Here is a 15,003-nt window from a genome sequence, read left to right on the forward strand (position 1 = left end):
TTTCTCCCGTCGGCCGGACTCCGTCGACCCCGGCCATGTTGACGATAACACAGCAGTGGCGTAGCGTGTTGACGTGAACATTGCCGAGAATGAGCCTCAGACCCTGGGCGCCGGCGTCGTCAAGCGCACCGCACGGTTGGCGGACGGCCGCGAACTGCTCTACTTCGACGACCCCGACACGACGCTCGGCGCCGAACGCGCGGTCGACGCCCGAGAGCTCGACCCGCGCCCCGCCACGGCGACGATGCGGCAGGACATCCTGACCGGCGACTGGATCTCGGTCGCCGCCGCCCGCCAGAACCGGGCCTTCCTGCCGCCGGCCGAACTCGACCCGCTGGCCCCGCAGACCGCCACGAACCCGTCCGAGATCCCGTCGCAGTACGACGTCGCCGTGTTCGAGAACCGGTCGCCCTCGTTCGGCCCCGCCCTCGCCGCCGCGACCGATGACGCCCCCGAGGCCGCCGACCCGCCCCGCGGCATCGAGGACCTCGAGCACCTGGGCCTCGGCCGCACCCGCACGAGCGTCGGCCGGTGCGAGGTCGTCTGCTTCTCGCCCGACCGCACCGGGTCGTTCGGCACGCAGACGGTGACCCGCGCCCGCACCGTCATCGAGGCGTGGGCCGATCGCACCGCGGCGCTGTCGGCGCTGCCGGGCGTGCAGCAGGTGTTCCCGTTCGAGAACCGTGGCGAGGCCATCGGCGTCACTCTGCAGCATCCGCACGGGCAGATCTACTCGTACCCGTACATCACCCCGCGCACCACCCGGCTGCTCGATTCCATCGACCGCACCGCACCCGACCTGTTCGCTCGCATCCTCGAGTTCGAGCAGAACGGGCCGCGGGTGCTGCTGCGCGGCGAGCATTGGACGGCGTTCGTGCCGTTCGCCGCCCGCTGGCCGATCGAGGTGCACGCGCTCCCCCACCGCCAGGTCGCGGACTTCGCGGAACTGTCGACCGAAGAACGGGACGAACTGGCGCCGTTCTACCTGCGGCTGCTGCGCGGCATCGACGCGCTGTACGACACCCCCACGCCCTACATCGCCGCCTGGCACCAGGCGCCGGTGCACGTGGGCCGGGACACGGTGCGGCTGAACCTGCAGATCACGAGCCCCCGCCGTGCCGCGGACAAACTCAAGTACCTGGCCGGATCCGAGGCCGCGATGGGCGCCTGGATCGGTGACATCCGGCCCGAGGACGCCGCCGACAGGCTCCGCGCCGCGATCGAAGGGATCGAGCTGTGAGCGACGCCGCCGCACAGGCCACCGACCTGTTCCGCGCACTGACCGGCGCCGCCCCCGAGGGCACCTGGTCGGCTCCGGGCCGGGTGAACCTCATCGGCGAGCACACCGACTACAACGACGGCTTCGTCTTCCCCTTCGCGATCGGGCAGCGCACCCACGTCGCGCTCGGCCGCCGTGACGACGGCCGTATCCGCGTCGTCTCCACCTTCGATCCGGTGCCGGTGGAGGTGGCCCTCGTCGACCTGGATGCCGTGTTCCCGGACCGCCGCGACGAGATCGTCGAGTGGGCCCGCTACCCGCTCGGCGTCGCGTGGGCGCTGCGCCAGGCCGGGGCACCGGCTGCGGCCACCGGCCTGGACCTCGCCTTCGCCTCGGATGTCCCCGTCGGCGCCGGACTGTCGTCCTCGGCGGCGATCGAGGGCGCGACCGCCGCAGCGCTGAACGAGGTCTGGGGCCTGGGACTGGACCGCGTCGCGCTCGCCCGCGCCGGGCGCCGGGCCGAGAACGAGGCCGTCGGCGCACCCACCGGGATCATGGACCAGATGGCGTCCATGCTCGGCGAGGCCGACGCCGGCATCTTCCTCGACTGCCGTTCGCTGGACGCGCAGGTGATCGAACTCGGCTTCGCCGCCGCGGGTCTCGACCTGCTCGTGATGGACACCGGCGTGAAGCACGCCCATTCGACCGGCGGGTACGGCGAGCGCCGCACGGCCTGCGAGCGGGGTGCCGAGATCATGGGCGTGCCCGCGCTGCGCGACGTCTCGGTGGCCGACCTCGCCCGCGCCGAGCAGCTCATGGACGAGGTCACCTTCCGGCGCGTGCGGCACGTGGTGACCGAGGACCAGCGCGTGCTCGACACCGTCCGCACGCTCCGCGAACAGGGGCCCACCGCGATCGGCGACCTGCTCGTCGCCTCGCACGTCTCGATGCGCGACGACTTCGAGATCTCGGTGCCCGAGTTGGACACCGCCGTCGACGCGGCGCTGGCCGCCGGCGCCGTGGGCGCCCGGATGACCGGCGGCGGGTTCGGCGGGGCGGCGATCGCCCTGGTCGCCCACGAGAAGGTCGCCACGGTGACCGACGCCGTCACCGCCGCGTTCGCGGCCGCCGGTTTCGCGGCGCCGACGATCTTCACCGTGCACCCCTCCGCCGGCGCCGGGCGCGACGCCTGACCCCCGGCATCCCCCGCACGCCCCTTCCCGCGACCGGCCCGGGCGGCATACGGTCGGAGTGAGCCACGGCGCCGGACCGTGGCCGGAAGGAGTGGACGTGGCGCACATCACCGTGGCGACCGAGAACTCGGCCGACATCGACATCTTCTACACCGATCAGGGACCGGTGGGCGGCCAGCCGGTCGTGCTGATCCACGGCTTCCCCCTCAACGGCGAGTCGTGGGGCAAGCAACAGGCGGCGCTGGTGGATGCCGGATATCGCGTCATCGCCTACGACCGGCGCGGGTTCGGCGCCTCGACCAAGGCCGGGTCGGGTTACGACTACGACACCTTCGCGGCCGACCTGCACGCGCTGATGGAAGACCTCGACCTCCATGACGCGGTGCTCGTGGGGTTCTCGATGGGCACGGGAGAGATCGCGCGCTACCTGTCCCGCTACGGCAGCGCCCGCGTCGCCAAGGCCGCGTTCCTCGGGTCGCTCGAACCGTTCCTGCTCATCACCGACGACAACCCCGACGGCGCCGGACCGCAGGACTTCTTCGACGGCATCGCCCAGTCGGTGCGCGCAGACCGCTACGCGTTCATCACCGGATTCTTCCGCGACTTCTACAACCTCGACGAGAACCTCGGCTCGCGCATCTCGCAGGAGGCGCTGGATGCCAGCGTCGCCGTCGCGGCGCAGGCCGGCAACCTCGCCATCGCCGCCGCACCGCTGACGTGGCCGACCGACTTCCGCGCCGACATCCCGGCGATCGACGTGCCGACGCTGATCCTCCACGGCACGGCCGACAACATCCTGCCGATCGACAAGACCGCGCGGAAGTTCAAGGACCTCGTGCCCGGCGACGTCACCTACGTCGAGATCGACGGAGCCCCGCACGGCCTGCTCTGGACGCACGGCGCCGAGGTGAACGACGCGCTCCTGAGCTTCCTCGGGAGCTGACCCGGCGCGGGTCAGCTCAGCGCGGGGATGACCTCGCGCTCGAACAGGTCGATGCCCGAGGTGTCGTACGCGGCTTCCGGGAAGTAGTGGATGGCGTAGCCGAGCCCGTGCTCCTGCTTGCGCGTCAGCTTCTCGGTCACCTGCTCAGCCGAACCGAACCCGTCGGAGCGGCGGATGCCGCGCTCGATGCGGTCGGCGTGCTCGTCGCCCACGTGCGGGCGCAGCCGCGCGATGACGGCGGCGAGCCGCTCCTCGGCCTCGGCCTCGGTCGCGCCCACGATCGTGTCGAAGTTCGACGAGCGCGTGATCTCGGCGAAGTCGCGTCCGAGCGCGTCGCAGTGCCCGCGCAGCACCTCGCTCTTGTGGTCGAACTCCTCCAGCGTGCCGGTGAAGTTCGTGTACGTCGCGTATTTCGCCGCGATCTTGAGAGTGACCTTCTCGCCGCCGCCGGCGACCCACATCGGGATGCCGCCGTCCTGCAGCGGCTGCGGCTGCACGATCGCGCCGTCGACCCGGTAGTACTTCCCGTCGAGGGTGGCCTGCCCGCTGGTCCACGCCTGGCGCATGATCTCGACGCCCTCGCGGAGCATCTTCAGCCGCTCCGGCGCCTCGGGGAAGCCGTAGCCGTACGCCTCCCACTCGTGCTCGTACCAGCCGGCGCCGATGCCCATCTCGGCGCGGCCGCCCGAGATGACATCCACGGTCGCGGCGACTTTCGCGAGATAGGCGGGGTTGCGGTACCCCATGCACGTGCACATCTGCCCGAGGCGGATCCGGCTGGTCGAGGCGGCGAACGCGGCCATCAGCGTCCAGGCCTCGTGCGTGGCCTCCTGCGAGGGAACCGGCGTCGTGTGGAAGTGGTCGTACACCCACAGCGATTCCCACGGTCCGGCGTCGGCGCGCTGCGCCAGCGACGACATCGCCTGCCACTGCCGGGCGGGGTCGATGCCGACCAGGTCGAAACGCCAGCCTTGGGGAATGAAGGTTCCGAATCGCATGCCGCCAGCCTAGAGTCCGGCCGACGCACCGTGCACGTCGACCGGACCCGAGCGGCCGTCACTGCTGCGGGCTGACCCCCGCGTTCGCCATGGCGATCAGACCGTCGATCATCTCGGCATCCACCCCGCCGTCACCGCCGCCGAGACCGGCCATGATGCCGATACGGCCGATCGGGAACGACTCCAGCATCTTCGTGAAGTCCACGCCCTCCGGCATGATCGATGCCGCCCCGTCCATGCCCGCCATCATCTGCGCGATCTGCGCCTGGACGACGGGCCCGGCGACCGGATGCCGCATGACTTCACCGAGGGACGATTCCCGCGACAGCGGCAGCACGACGTCGTCACCGGTGACGGCCACCGTCACGCTGGCGCGGATGTCCCGGCTCGACGCCGCGACGTCGACCACGTAGTCGCCGCCCTCGACGACCCAGCCGTCGATGCGGATGTCCCAGTAGGCGAGGTCGGCACGCCGCACCGGCACCACGACCTCGCGGCTCTCCCCCGCCTCGAGGGCGACCGATGCGAACGCCTTCAGCTCCCGGACGGGGCGCTGCACCGCGCCGGCGGGCAGGGAGGTGTACACCTGCACGACCTCGCGGCCGGCCCGGTCACCGGTGTTGGTGACGCTGACGCGCACCTCGAGGTCACCGGATGCGGTGACGGTCGCCGCCGCATCCCGGTAGGCGAAGGTGGTGTACGAGAGGCCGTGGCCGAAGGGGTAGGCGACCTCGAGGCGCCGGGCGTCGTACCAGCGGTAGCCCACGAACAGGCCCTCGCTGTAACGGACGTGCGAGAACTCGCCCGGGAAGTCGAGGTAGGCGGGGGTGTCCTCCAGGCGCATCGGGATCGTCTCGGTGAGCTTGCCCGACGGGTTGACGTCGCCGAACAGCACGTCGGCGGTCGCGGTGCCGCCGGCCTGCCCCAGCAGCCACCCCTCGACGATCGCGGGCACCCGGTCGGCGAACGGGATCGCCACGACGCCGCCGTTGGAGAGCACCACGACGGTGCGGGGATTGACTTCCAGCACGGCGTCGACGAGAGCCAGCTGCGTGGCCGGCAGGTCGATGTCGGTGCGGTCGTAGCCCTCCGACTCGAGACGGGCGGGCAGCCCCAGGAACAGCACGGCGACGTCGGCGGTGGATGCCGCGGCGACGGCCTCCCCGCGCAGCGCCGACGCCTCGGCATCCGTCGCCTCGGGCGCCACGCTGAAGCCCGGCGCATAGCGGACCTCGCCGGCGGCGCGCGCACGGATGGCGTCGAGGGCGGTGTCCACCCGCGTGGGGTTGATCATGGACGAACCGGCGCCCTGGTAGCGTGGCGCGGCGGCGAACTCGCCGATGACCGCGATGGTCTCCGGCTCCGCCAGCGGCAGCACCGGAGCGCCGTCCACCTCGTCGTTCTGCAGCAGCACGATCGATCGGCCCGCGGCCTCCCGGGCCAGGGCATGGTGCGCGTCGACGTCGAGCGGCCCGGCGACAGCGCCGGCACCGGCGGTCGCCTTGCGGACAAGGTCGAGCACGCGGCCGGCGGCGATGTCGACGACGGCCTCGTCCAGCGAGCCGTCCCGCACGGCGGCGACGAGCTGCGCGTCGGTGACGCCGCCCGACGACGGCATCTCCAGGTCCATGCCGGCCGCGAGCCCCGCGACCCGGTCGTTGACGGCGCCCCAGTCCGACACCACGAGACCTTCGAAGCCCCACTCGTCGCGCAGCACTCGGGTGAGCAGCCAGGGGTCCTCCGACGCGTAGACGCCGTTGATGCGGTTGTAGGAGCACATGACCGTCCACGGCTGCGCCTCCTCGACGACACGCTGGAAGCCGCGGAGGTAGATCTCCCGCAGCGGGCGCGGATCGATGTCGGAGCTGGACCGCATCCGGTCGTCCTCCTGGTTGTTGGCCGCGAAGTGCTTCAGCGACGTGCCCACGCCCTGCGACTGGATGCCCTGCACGATCGCGGCGCCCAGCACGCCGGAGACCACGGGATCCTCCGAGAGGTACTCGAAATTGCGGCCGCACAGCGGCGAGCGCTTGATGTTGATGCCGGGTCCCAGGAGCACCCCGACGCGTTCGATCGACGTCTCGGCCCCGAGCGCCTGCCCGACGCGGTGGATCAGGTCGACGTCCCACGTGGAGCCCAGGCCCACCGCGGGCGGGAAGCAGGTGGCCGGCACGCTGTCGCCGATGCCCAGGTGGTCGCCGCCCTCCCGCTGCTTGCGCAGGCCGTGCGGACCGTCGGTCATCATGATCGAGGGCACGCCGGCGCGCTCGATCGGCTGGGTGTACCAGAAGCTCGCGCCGCTGGTCAGCGACGCCCTCTCTTCGAGGCTGAGCTCCGAGATGTCGGGGATCGTCATGGGGTGTCCTTTCGGCAGGTGGCAAAGACTCTACGAGGCGGTGATGGGTGCTGCCGGCTCGGACGACGGTGTCATGGAGTGTCCTCGGGATCGAAGTGGTCGGCGCTCCTCGATGAGCGCATCTGCGGAAACCTTATGTCACTCGGTTTTGAGAAATCAAGTGCTGTTCGGGTTTACTGGTTCCATGACGGACGGTCGGGGGGAGCGTCGTGGCTCCTATGCGAAGGGCGTGGCCAAGCGCGAGGAGATCCTGACCCGCGCGCTCGATGTCATCGCCCGGGAAGGCATCCGGGGCGCGTCGGTGAAGGAACTGGCCGACGCCGTGGGCCTGAGCCAGGCGGGCCTGCTCCACTACTTCGACAGCAAGGAGCACCTGTTCACCGAGATCCTCCGCAAGCGTGACGAAGTCGACTACGCGGACGCCGGCCTGGGCAGCGACATCGAGCATCTCCGCAACTTTCCGGACGACGTCACGCTCGACCGCCTGCGCCGCGCCTTCGTGGGGGTCGTCCGCCACAACGCCGAGGTGCCGGGACTGGTGCAGCTGTTCGCGCGCCTGTCCGTCGACGCCGCCGATGCGGCGCACCCCGCCCATGAGTTCTTCGTCCAGCGCGGCGCGGCGCTGCGCGCGGTGTTCGCACAGGCTCTCGCCGGCCACCAGGCCGACGGCGATGTCACCGCCCGCATCGATCCCGAGATCCTCGCCCGCCTCTTCCAGGCGGTGGCCGATGGTCTGCAGCTGCAATGGATGCTGGAACCCGACGTCGACATGGCCGCGATCCTCGACGCCCTGTTCGACGTGGTCCGTCCCCAGCCGCGCGAAGGGGGCACCGACGCATGACCGCCGCCGACCGCCCGGACCCCATCGTGCGCATCACGGCCGGGCAGGTGCGCGGCCGGTGGCGCGACGACGTCGACGCGCACGGCCGGGCTGTGACCTCGGCAGCGTTCCTCGGCATCCCCTACGCCCAACCCCCGGTCGGCGACCTGCGGTTCGCGGCCCCTGTTCCGGTCGCCCCCTGGCCGGGCATCCGCGACGCTCTGACGCACGGCCCCACGCCTTGCCGCGTCGACCCCGGCGACACCCTCATCCCCGAGCCGGTCGTGCCGGGCGACGCGACCCTCAACGTCGACGTGTTCACCCCCGCCCCCGGGGATGCCGGGGCCGCACTGCCCGTGTTGGTGTACATCCACGGCGGCGGATACGTGTCGGGCTCGCCGGCCAGCCCCTGGTACGACGGGCGGGCGTTCGCGCGTGACGGCGTCGTGACCGTCACGGTGTCGTACCGGCTCGGCTTCGACGGGTTCGGGCACATCGAGGGAGCCGTATCGAACCGCGGCGTGCGGGACTGGCTCGCGGCCCTCGAATGGGTGCAGGAGAACATCGCCGCGTTCGGCGGCGACCCGTCGCGGGTGACCCTCGCCGGGCAGTCCGCCGGCGGCGGCGGTGTGCTGACGCTGCTGGGGATGCCCGCGGCGCAGCACCTGTTCCACGCGGCGTGGGCGATGTCGGCGGCGATCGCCGATGTCCCCCTCGAGCGGGCACGCAACTATTCGAACCGGATGGCAGAGCTGGTCGGCGTGCCGGCCACCCGCGCCGGGTTCGCGTCCGTGCCGGAGGCGGATCTCGTGGCACAGCAGACCGCCGCGGGCACGCCCCAGTCCCGCGATCGCCTCGCCCCGTTCCGGGCCATCCTGTCGGACGGGCTGACGTGGGGCCCCATGATCGACGGCGACCTGCTGACCCGACCCACGCTGGACTCCCTCGCGGCGGGCGTCGGCGCCGACAAGCCGCTCGTGCTGGGCACGACCGACGACGAGTTCACGATGGTCACCGACAGCATGCGGAGCAAGTTGCGGCTGATCCCGCCCGGCATCGCCCTGGCCGTCCTCGGTGTGGCCCGGCGCACCCGGCGGCGGTATCTCGCCGACAACCGTGCGCAGCGCCGGCTCGGCACGGCCGCGTTCCTCGGCCGGTACGTGACCGACACCGTGTTCCGTCGCCGCGTGGTGCAGGCCGCCCACGCGCGCGCCACATGGGCCGCCGGCTCGGGCAGCGCCGCGTCGACCTGGGTGTATCGGTTCACCTGGCCGTCACCGACCCGCCGCTGGGCACTGCACTGCCTCGACGTGCCGTTCTGGTTCGACTGCCTCGACGCCGAGCGGGTCGCCGCCCTGGCCGGCGAGGCGCCGCCGCAGGGCTTGGCCGATGTCGTGCACGGCGCCGCGGTCGCGCTGGTGCGCGGCGACGATCCGGGGTGGCGGGCCTGGTCGCCCGAGACCGGGACGACCCGGATGTTCGGGGCACCGGCATCCACCCCCGATGTCATCGCCGACGGTTACGCGAGCGTGCGCGCGCTGGTGTGACTCACCCGACGACGCACGCGTGCGGCATCCGCCGGCGCATGACCGCGATCGCCTCGGGATTGTCGTCGACGAGCACCGCGTCACGACCCAGTGCGGAGGCGACCGCACCGGTCGTGCCGCTGCCGGCGAACAGATCGAGCACGCGGTCGCCGGGGCGGGTGGAGGCTTGCACGATGCGCCGCAGCACGCCCTCGGGCTTCTGGGTCGGGTAGCCGGTCTTCTCACGTCCGCCGGTGGGCACGATCGTGTGCCACCACACGTCGGTGGGCAGCTTGCCGCGCGCGGCCTTCTCGGGGGTGACCAGGCCCGGCGCCATGTACGGCTCACGGTCGACGGCGGCGGAGTCGAACCAGTACTCCTTCGGATCCTTCACGTAGACCAGGATCGTGTCGTGTTTGGTGGGCCACCGCCGGCGCGACTTGGCGCCGTAGTCGTACGCCCAGATGAGCTCGTTGAGGAAGCACTCCCGGCCGAAGAGGGCGTCGAGCAGCACCTTGGCGTAGTGCGCCTCGCGGTAGTCGAGGTGGAGGTACAGCGTGCCGTCGGGCGCCAGCAGCCGCCACGCCTCGGCGAGCCGCGGCTCGAGGAAGTCCCAGTAGTCGTCGAACCGGTCGTCGTAGATGCGCAGATCGCCGCGCAGCCGGGCGTAGTCCGTGCCCCGGAAGCCGCGCTTGACGGGGGATGCGGGCGGGGCGGCGGGTCCGGTGATGGCGCGTTCCACCGACCGGGTCTGGGTGCGTCCGGTGTTGAACGGCGGGTCCAGATAGATCAGCGTGAAGGCGCCGTCCGGCAGCGTCGCGGCCACCGCGAGGTTGTCGCCGTGGTGGATGTCGACGCGCCCGGGCGCCGTGGGGGCGGGTGCGGGGGTCGGGGGCTGCGCGGCGGGGGCCGGCGGGTGCGTGGCGGCCGGGGCCGGGGGGTGTGCGGCGGGGCCCGGCGCCGGGGCGGCGGCCACAGGGCGTGCGTCGGGCCGCGCGCGGGTCGCCCGTGCGGTGTCGGTCACGGCACCCGGTGCAGCCACGCGTCGGTCGCGAACTTCGATTCCACCAGGGCTGCAGCCTCGGCGTACTCGTCGTCGGAGATCGCGCCGGGCACGGCCCCGTAGAGCGTCGTGAACGTCTCGATGAACCGCTCGATCACGGCTTCTCGCGGCAGCCCGGTCTGACTGCGCAGCGGGTCGACGCGTTTCGCCGCCGAGGTGGTGCCCTTGTCGCTGAGCTTCTCGCGGCCGATGCGCAGCACCTCGGTCATCACCTCGCCGTCCATGTCGTAGGCGAGGGTCGCGTGGTGCAGCACGCCGCCGTTGGCGAGCCGCTTCTGCGCGGCGCCGCCGATCTTGCCCTGCGGCGAGGCGATGTCGTTGAGCGGCTGATAGGTCGCTTCGATCCCCAGCGACCGCAGCGCCTGCAGCACCCAGTCGTCGAGGAAGGCGTACGAGTCGGCGAAGGTCAGGCCGGCGACGAGGGAGGCCGGGACATACAGCGAGTAGGTGACGATGGCATCCGCGGCCATCAGCATGGCGCCGCCGCCCGAGATGCGGCGGACCACGTCGAACCCGTGCCGGGCGGCGCCCTCCGGGTCGACCTCGTTGCGGTACGACTGGAACGACCCGATCACGACCGCCGACTCGTTCCACTCCCAGATCCGCAGGGTGGGGCGGCGCCGGCCGTCGCCCACACGGGTGGTGAGCACTTCGTCCAGGGCCAGGTTCATGCGCGGCGAGACCGCCTTCTCGTGGACGATCTCCCACTCGAAGTCGCCCCAGCCGGGGGCGGTGACCAGCGCCCGGCGCACCGCCGTGCCGACGGCCTCGGGGGTGAAGCCGAGCATCTGCGCACCGGGCGGGAGCGCGGCCCGCACCGCGGCGGCGATCGTGGCGACGTCGGCTTCGGCCGGCAGCCCGTTCACCGCATGGTCGATGTCGGCGAGCGCGTCGTCCGGCTCGAGGAAGAAGTCGCCCGCGAGCCGGAAGTCGGCGATGCGCCCGCCCTGCACCTCGAGATCGACGACGACCAGCTTGCCGCCCGGAACCTTGTACTCGCCGTGCATGGCTCCAGCCTACGGCGCGGATGCCGGTTCACCGCCGAGCCGGGGCCGGCCCGGGGCGCGCGGACGGATCGTCGAGGTCGTGCGGGCCGGATCGCGGTCGTGCGGGCGGATCACCATCGTTGAGCTGTCACAAAACGCACCCCGGACCGACCGTCTGTGACAGCTGAGCCGCTGGGCGTGGCAGCCGACCCGGACGCCGCACCGCGGCATCCACCCGCTGAGCTGTCACAAAACGCACCCCGGACCGACCGTCTGTGACAGGTGAACCGCTGGGCGTGGGAACCGACCCCGGACGCCGCACCGCGGCATCCACCCGCTGAACTGTCAGAAAACGCGCCCCCAGACCAACCGTTTGTGACAGGCGAACCGCCCGCGCGCGGCAGCCGGCGCCGCTCCGCCGAGTTCAGTCGCGGTTCCGCTGTCACAAACTGCGGCCCGGTTCGACCGTTTGTGACAGGGGAACCGGCCCCGCGCCGACCACGGAGGTCAGTCGCGGTGGGCGAAGCGCGCGTCGAGCCAGGCGAGAAGATCGGCGCGGACCTCGGCCTGCTGCACCTCGTTGAAGATCTCGTGTCGCGCATCCGGGTAGACGAGCGTGGTCACATCGGTCAGGCCCGAGCGACGGCGGTAGGCGTCGGCGAGCCGGTGCACGCTGCGCGGCCCGCCCACGGTGTCGTCACGGCCGACCATGAGCAGCACGGGCAGATCACGCCCCAGGTCGCGGCGTGGCAATCCGTACAAGCGGGCGGCGTCGGCCAGGCCGAACAGCTTCAGCAACGGGGTGGTGGTGGTCAGCGGGTCGGCCAGGAACGCCTGCCCCACCGCGGGGTCGCTCGACAGCCACGCCGTGCCGGTCGGGTCGGTGGCCTTCCACGGCGCGTTCAGGTCGCCGGCATTGAGGGACCCCGGCCACCGCAGCGCCGAGCCGCTCAGCACGAGCGCGTCGTAGGCGTCGGGATGCTTGTTGACGAGCATCTGCGCGAGGAACGACCCCCACGAGTGTCCCAGCAGCACGAGCGGCAGGTCGGGGTTCTCCTCACGGATCCGCTCGGTGAGCTGCCACACCGCGTCGCGCGCGGCGCGCAGCCCGCCGGGACCGAGGCGCCCGAGGCGCGTGGCGTCGCCGCCGTGCTGGGCCATGCCGGTGCGACCGTGGCCGCGGTGATCATCGGCGTACACGGTGAATCCGGCCGCGGTCAGCGACGCGATGAGCGCTCCGTAGCGACCGGCGTGTTCGCCGACCCCGTGCAGCAGCTGCACGACGCCGCGCGGGGTGGTCTGTGCCGGATGGACGTCGTAGACGATCGCGATGCCGTGCGCATCGGTGAACTCGGGCATGCGCCTGAGTCTAGGACGCCGCCCGGGCGCCGGCCCACCGGCATCCACCCGGCGCGCGAGACGGGCCGGGACCCCGAGGATCCCGGCCCGCTCGCATGCACTCAGCTCAGCGCTTGCCCTTCTTGCCCTTCTTGCCTTTCTTCCCCGGCTCGGCCAGCGGGACCTCGGAGAAGTCCATGTCCGATCCGAAGTAGAACGACGGGTAGGCGGGCTGGTTGTACGTCGTCTGCTGCCGCGCGGTCTCGGCGCGGTACTGGACGTCGTGCATCAGCGTGTACAGCTTGTGCTCGGTCACCTCGGTGGCCAGGTACAGGCGCAGCGCGCTCGAGTCGGCCGTGCGCACCAGCAGCTCCTCGCGCCAGTCGCCCAGCACATCGGCCACGAGCGACGGGTTGCCCTTCGTGCCGTTGTTCGTGAGGGTGCCGGATGCCGTGAGCACGGTGCCCTCGGTCCAGTCGTCGATCGTGGGGGTGACCGTGCCCGAACCGTTGACGATCTGGGTGGTGAGGTCTGCTGCCCACCGGATCGACATGTTCGTGCCGGGGTTGGTGGGCGAGAGCACCTCACCGGTGGCCGACAGCAGCCCCGACGCGTCGGTGCCGGCGGGCATCGACGACCAGACTTCGACACCGGCCACGTCGTCGCGGACGTCGCCGATCATGCCGCGGCCGGTGTCGCGCCCCGAGTAGGCGCCGAAGAGGACCTCTCCGGTGGCGCCGTCACGCAGCGCCGTGCCGTGCGGCGCCCAGGCACCGCCCTCGTGCACCGTGAAGATCTCGAGCCCTTCACGGTCGGGATCGATGTCGGCCACGTGCATGGCGTCACCGTGTCCGAGCCGCGCCACCGCGCCCGGGTCACCGCTGCCTTCGGGCATGACGTCGAACGACGAGTAGAGCAGGCTGCCGTCGTCGTCGATGGTCGCCGAGCCGTAGACGATCTCGTGTTTTCCGTCGCCGTCGACGTCTGCCGCACTCAGGCTGTGGAAGCCCTGCGTGGTGATGGTGCCGAACTCGGGGTCGGTGCCGTCGCGGCCGTGCGGGCCGTCGTTGAACGGGTTGGTCAGCGGCACGTGCCCGCTGTCGACGAACCAGTTCTGGGTGAGGCGCTTGCCGTTCCAGTCGTAGGTCGCGATTGTGGAGCGGGTGTAGTAGCCGCGGGCGAACACGGCCGACGGGTGCTCGCCGTCGAGGTAGGCCACCCCGGACAGGAAGCGGTCGACCCGGTTGCCCGGCTCGATGCGCGACATCGCGTAGTCGCCCCACAGCAGGCCGTCGTCGTCGCGCCCGGGCTCGTAGCGCACGGTCTGGAGTTCGCGGCCCGTGGCACTGTCGAAGACCGTGAGGTATTCCGGGCCGTCGACGATGAAGCCTTCGAAGTTGCGCAGCGCGTTGCGGCCCGACCGCGACGGCGCATACACGTCGATGAAGTAGTCGGCGAGCTGTTCGGCGCTGTCCCGTGACAACGGGTGCTCGTGCGCCACCTCGGTGCCCCACGCCTCCTCCAGCGTCGCCGGCCACTGCCCGGAGACGACCTCCTCACGCTCTGACCAGCCCAGGAACATCTCGACGAGGTGCTCGTAGTAGTCCTCGGCGCTCATGCGGTAGTCGTCGTCGTGCGAGTACCCGGCGCGGCGGTCCTCGCGCGGCATCGTGACGAACGACTCCTTGGTCGGGGTGCCGTTCTTGTCGTAGCGGATGGACTTGGTGCCCGGCGCGGTCTTGAGCATCGTCTCACTGCGGCCGTCGCCGTCGAAGTCGTAGACGAGGAACTGCGTGTAGTGCGCACCGGCGCGGATGTTCACGCCCAGGTCGATGCGGTTGAGCAGTGTGCCGTCGAGCTCGTACGTGTCGAGGTACACCGGACCGGTGTAACCGACCTGGGACACGTCCTTCGAGTTGGACGGGTCCCACTTCACGACGTACTCGTAGGCGCCGTCGCCGTCCACGTCACCGACCGACACGTCGTTGGCCGAGTAGGTGTAGGCCTCGCCCGCGGGGGTGACGCCGTCGGCGGGCTTGGTGAGCGGGATGTCGATGTGCGCCTGGCCCAGCGGCGTGACCCGCTCGCTCTTCTTGCCGACGCGCTCGCCCTTCTTGCCGTGCCGGTCGCCCTTCTTCCCGGGATGCTTCGTGCCGGGGTGCGTGTCGTGCAGCGGCGCGACCCGGTACGTGGATGCGGCGGTGCCCTCCTCATCGAGGAAGTTGGTGCTGTCGGTGACCGTCGCGATGCGGCGGTTGTCGCGGTAGACCACGAAGTCGGTGCCGGTCAGGCCGGTCTCGTCGGCGCCGGTGGCCTCGGCCTTCAGCAGGCGCCAGCTGAGGAAGACACCGGATGCCGTGTCGACGGCGACCAGGCCCCGGTCGAGGTCTTCGAGCTGGGCGCCGGAGGAGCGGTCGCCCGGCCCGTGGCCATGCCCGGGTCGGTGGTCACTGCCTGCCTGCGCGGCCTGGGCCGGCAGGACGAGGACGGCCGCGAGGGCAGCCGCGAGGACGGTCGTGCGGACAGGGGATCTCATACGTTCACCTTTGATCGTCGGATTC

At 71.5% G+C, this 15,003-nt stretch carries 11 protein-coding genes; 5 read left to right on the top strand and 6 right to left on the bottom strand.

Annotation, left to right across the window (positions count from 1 at the left end):
- The first annotated feature begins 73 nt into the window (after window positions 1–73).
- The 3 genes from galT to ACQ143_RS05390 all read left to right on the top strand — a co-directional run bounded on the left by galT (window position 74) and on the right by ACQ143_RS05390 (window position 3,355).
- Window positions 74–1,240, top strand: coding sequence for a galactose-1-phosphate uridylyltransferase (galT, locus tag ACQ143_RS05380; RefSeq protein WP_449569680.1), 1,167 nt, complete (start codon window positions 74–76; stop codon window positions 1,238–1,240).
- Window positions 1,237–2,412: a galactokinase gene (gene galK, locus ACQ143_RS05385; protein ID WP_449569681.1), complete on the top strand. Its 1,176-nt coding sequence runs from the start codon at window positions 1,237–1,239 to the stop codon at window positions 2,410–2,412. The genes galT and galK overlap by 4 nt, the downstream gene beginning before the upstream one ends.
- Before the next feature lie 97 nt (window positions 2,413–2,509).
- Window positions 2,510–3,355, top strand: coding sequence for an alpha/beta fold hydrolase (locus ACQ143_RS05390; protein WP_449569682.1), 846 nt, complete (start codon window positions 2,510–2,512; stop codon window positions 3,353–3,355).
- An 11-nt stretch (window positions 3,356–3,366) separates the two neighbouring features.
- Here ACQ143_RS05390 and ACQ143_RS05395 read toward each other — a convergent pair whose 3' ends face one another.
- Entirely contained in the window at window positions 3,367–4,353 is a 987-nt protein-coding gene (locus tag ACQ143_RS05395; RefSeq protein WP_449569683.1) for an LLM class F420-dependent oxidoreductase, read from the bottom strand.
- A gap of 58 nt (window positions 4,354–4,411) precedes the next feature.
- The gene (locus ACQ143_RS05400; RefSeq protein ID WP_449569684.1) at window positions 4,412–6,709 is read right to left on the bottom strand and encodes a glycoside hydrolase family 3 C-terminal domain-containing protein; all 2,298 of its coding nucleotides are present in this window, start codon (window positions 6,707–6,709) and stop codon (window positions 4,412–4,414) included.
- 184 nt (window positions 6,710–6,893) lie between these two features.
- On the opposite strand from ACQ143_RS05400, the gene ACQ143_RS05405 reads away from it, so the two are divergent.
- Both ACQ143_RS05405 and ACQ143_RS05410 read left to right on the top strand, forming a co-directional pair.
- A complete protein-coding gene (locus tag ACQ143_RS05405) occupies window positions 6,894–7,550 on the top strand; it encodes a TetR/AcrR family transcriptional regulator (protein WP_449569685.1) in 657 nt (218 codons plus the stop codon).
- A complete protein-coding gene (locus ACQ143_RS05410) occupies window positions 7,547–9,076 on the top strand; it encodes a carboxylesterase/lipase family protein (RefSeq protein WP_449569686.1) in 1,530 nt (509 codons plus the stop codon). Before ACQ143_RS05405 ends, ACQ143_RS05410 begins: the two co-directional genes overlap by 4 nt.
- A gap of 1 nt (window position 9,077) precedes the next feature.
- Here ACQ143_RS05410 and ACQ143_RS05415 read toward each other — a convergent pair whose 3' ends face one another.
- The 4 genes from ACQ143_RS05415 to ACQ143_RS05430 all read right to left on the bottom strand — a co-directional run bounded on the left by ACQ143_RS05415 (window position 9,078) and on the right by ACQ143_RS05430 (window position 14,978).
- Window positions 9,078–9,905: a DNA-methyltransferase gene (locus tag ACQ143_RS05415; RefSeq protein WP_449570132.1), complete on the bottom strand. Its 828-nt coding sequence runs from the start codon at window positions 9,903–9,905 to the stop codon at window positions 9,078–9,080.
- A 170-nt stretch (window positions 9,906–10,075) separates the two neighbouring features.
- Window positions 10,076–11,125, bottom strand: a complete 1,050-nt coding sequence (locus tag ACQ143_RS05420) for a lipoate--protein ligase family protein (RefSeq protein ID WP_449569687.1) — start codon at window positions 11,123–11,125, stop codon at window positions 10,076–10,078.
- 486 nt (window positions 11,126–11,611) lie between these two features.
- Complete coding sequence (locus tag ACQ143_RS05425; RefSeq protein ID WP_449569688.1) at window positions 11,612–12,463, bottom strand: alpha/beta hydrolase; 852 nt, start codon at window positions 12,461–12,463, stop codon at window positions 11,612–11,614.
- 106 nt (window positions 12,464–12,569) lie between these two features.
- Window positions 12,570–14,978: a rhamnogalacturonan lyase gene (locus tag ACQ143_RS05430; protein ID WP_449569689.1), complete on the bottom strand. Its 2,409-nt coding sequence runs from the start codon at window positions 14,976–14,978 to the stop codon at window positions 12,570–12,572.
- Between the last annotated feature and the right edge of the window lie 25 nt (window positions 14,979–15,003).

This window comes from Microbacterium pollutisoli (assembly GCF_053586795.1).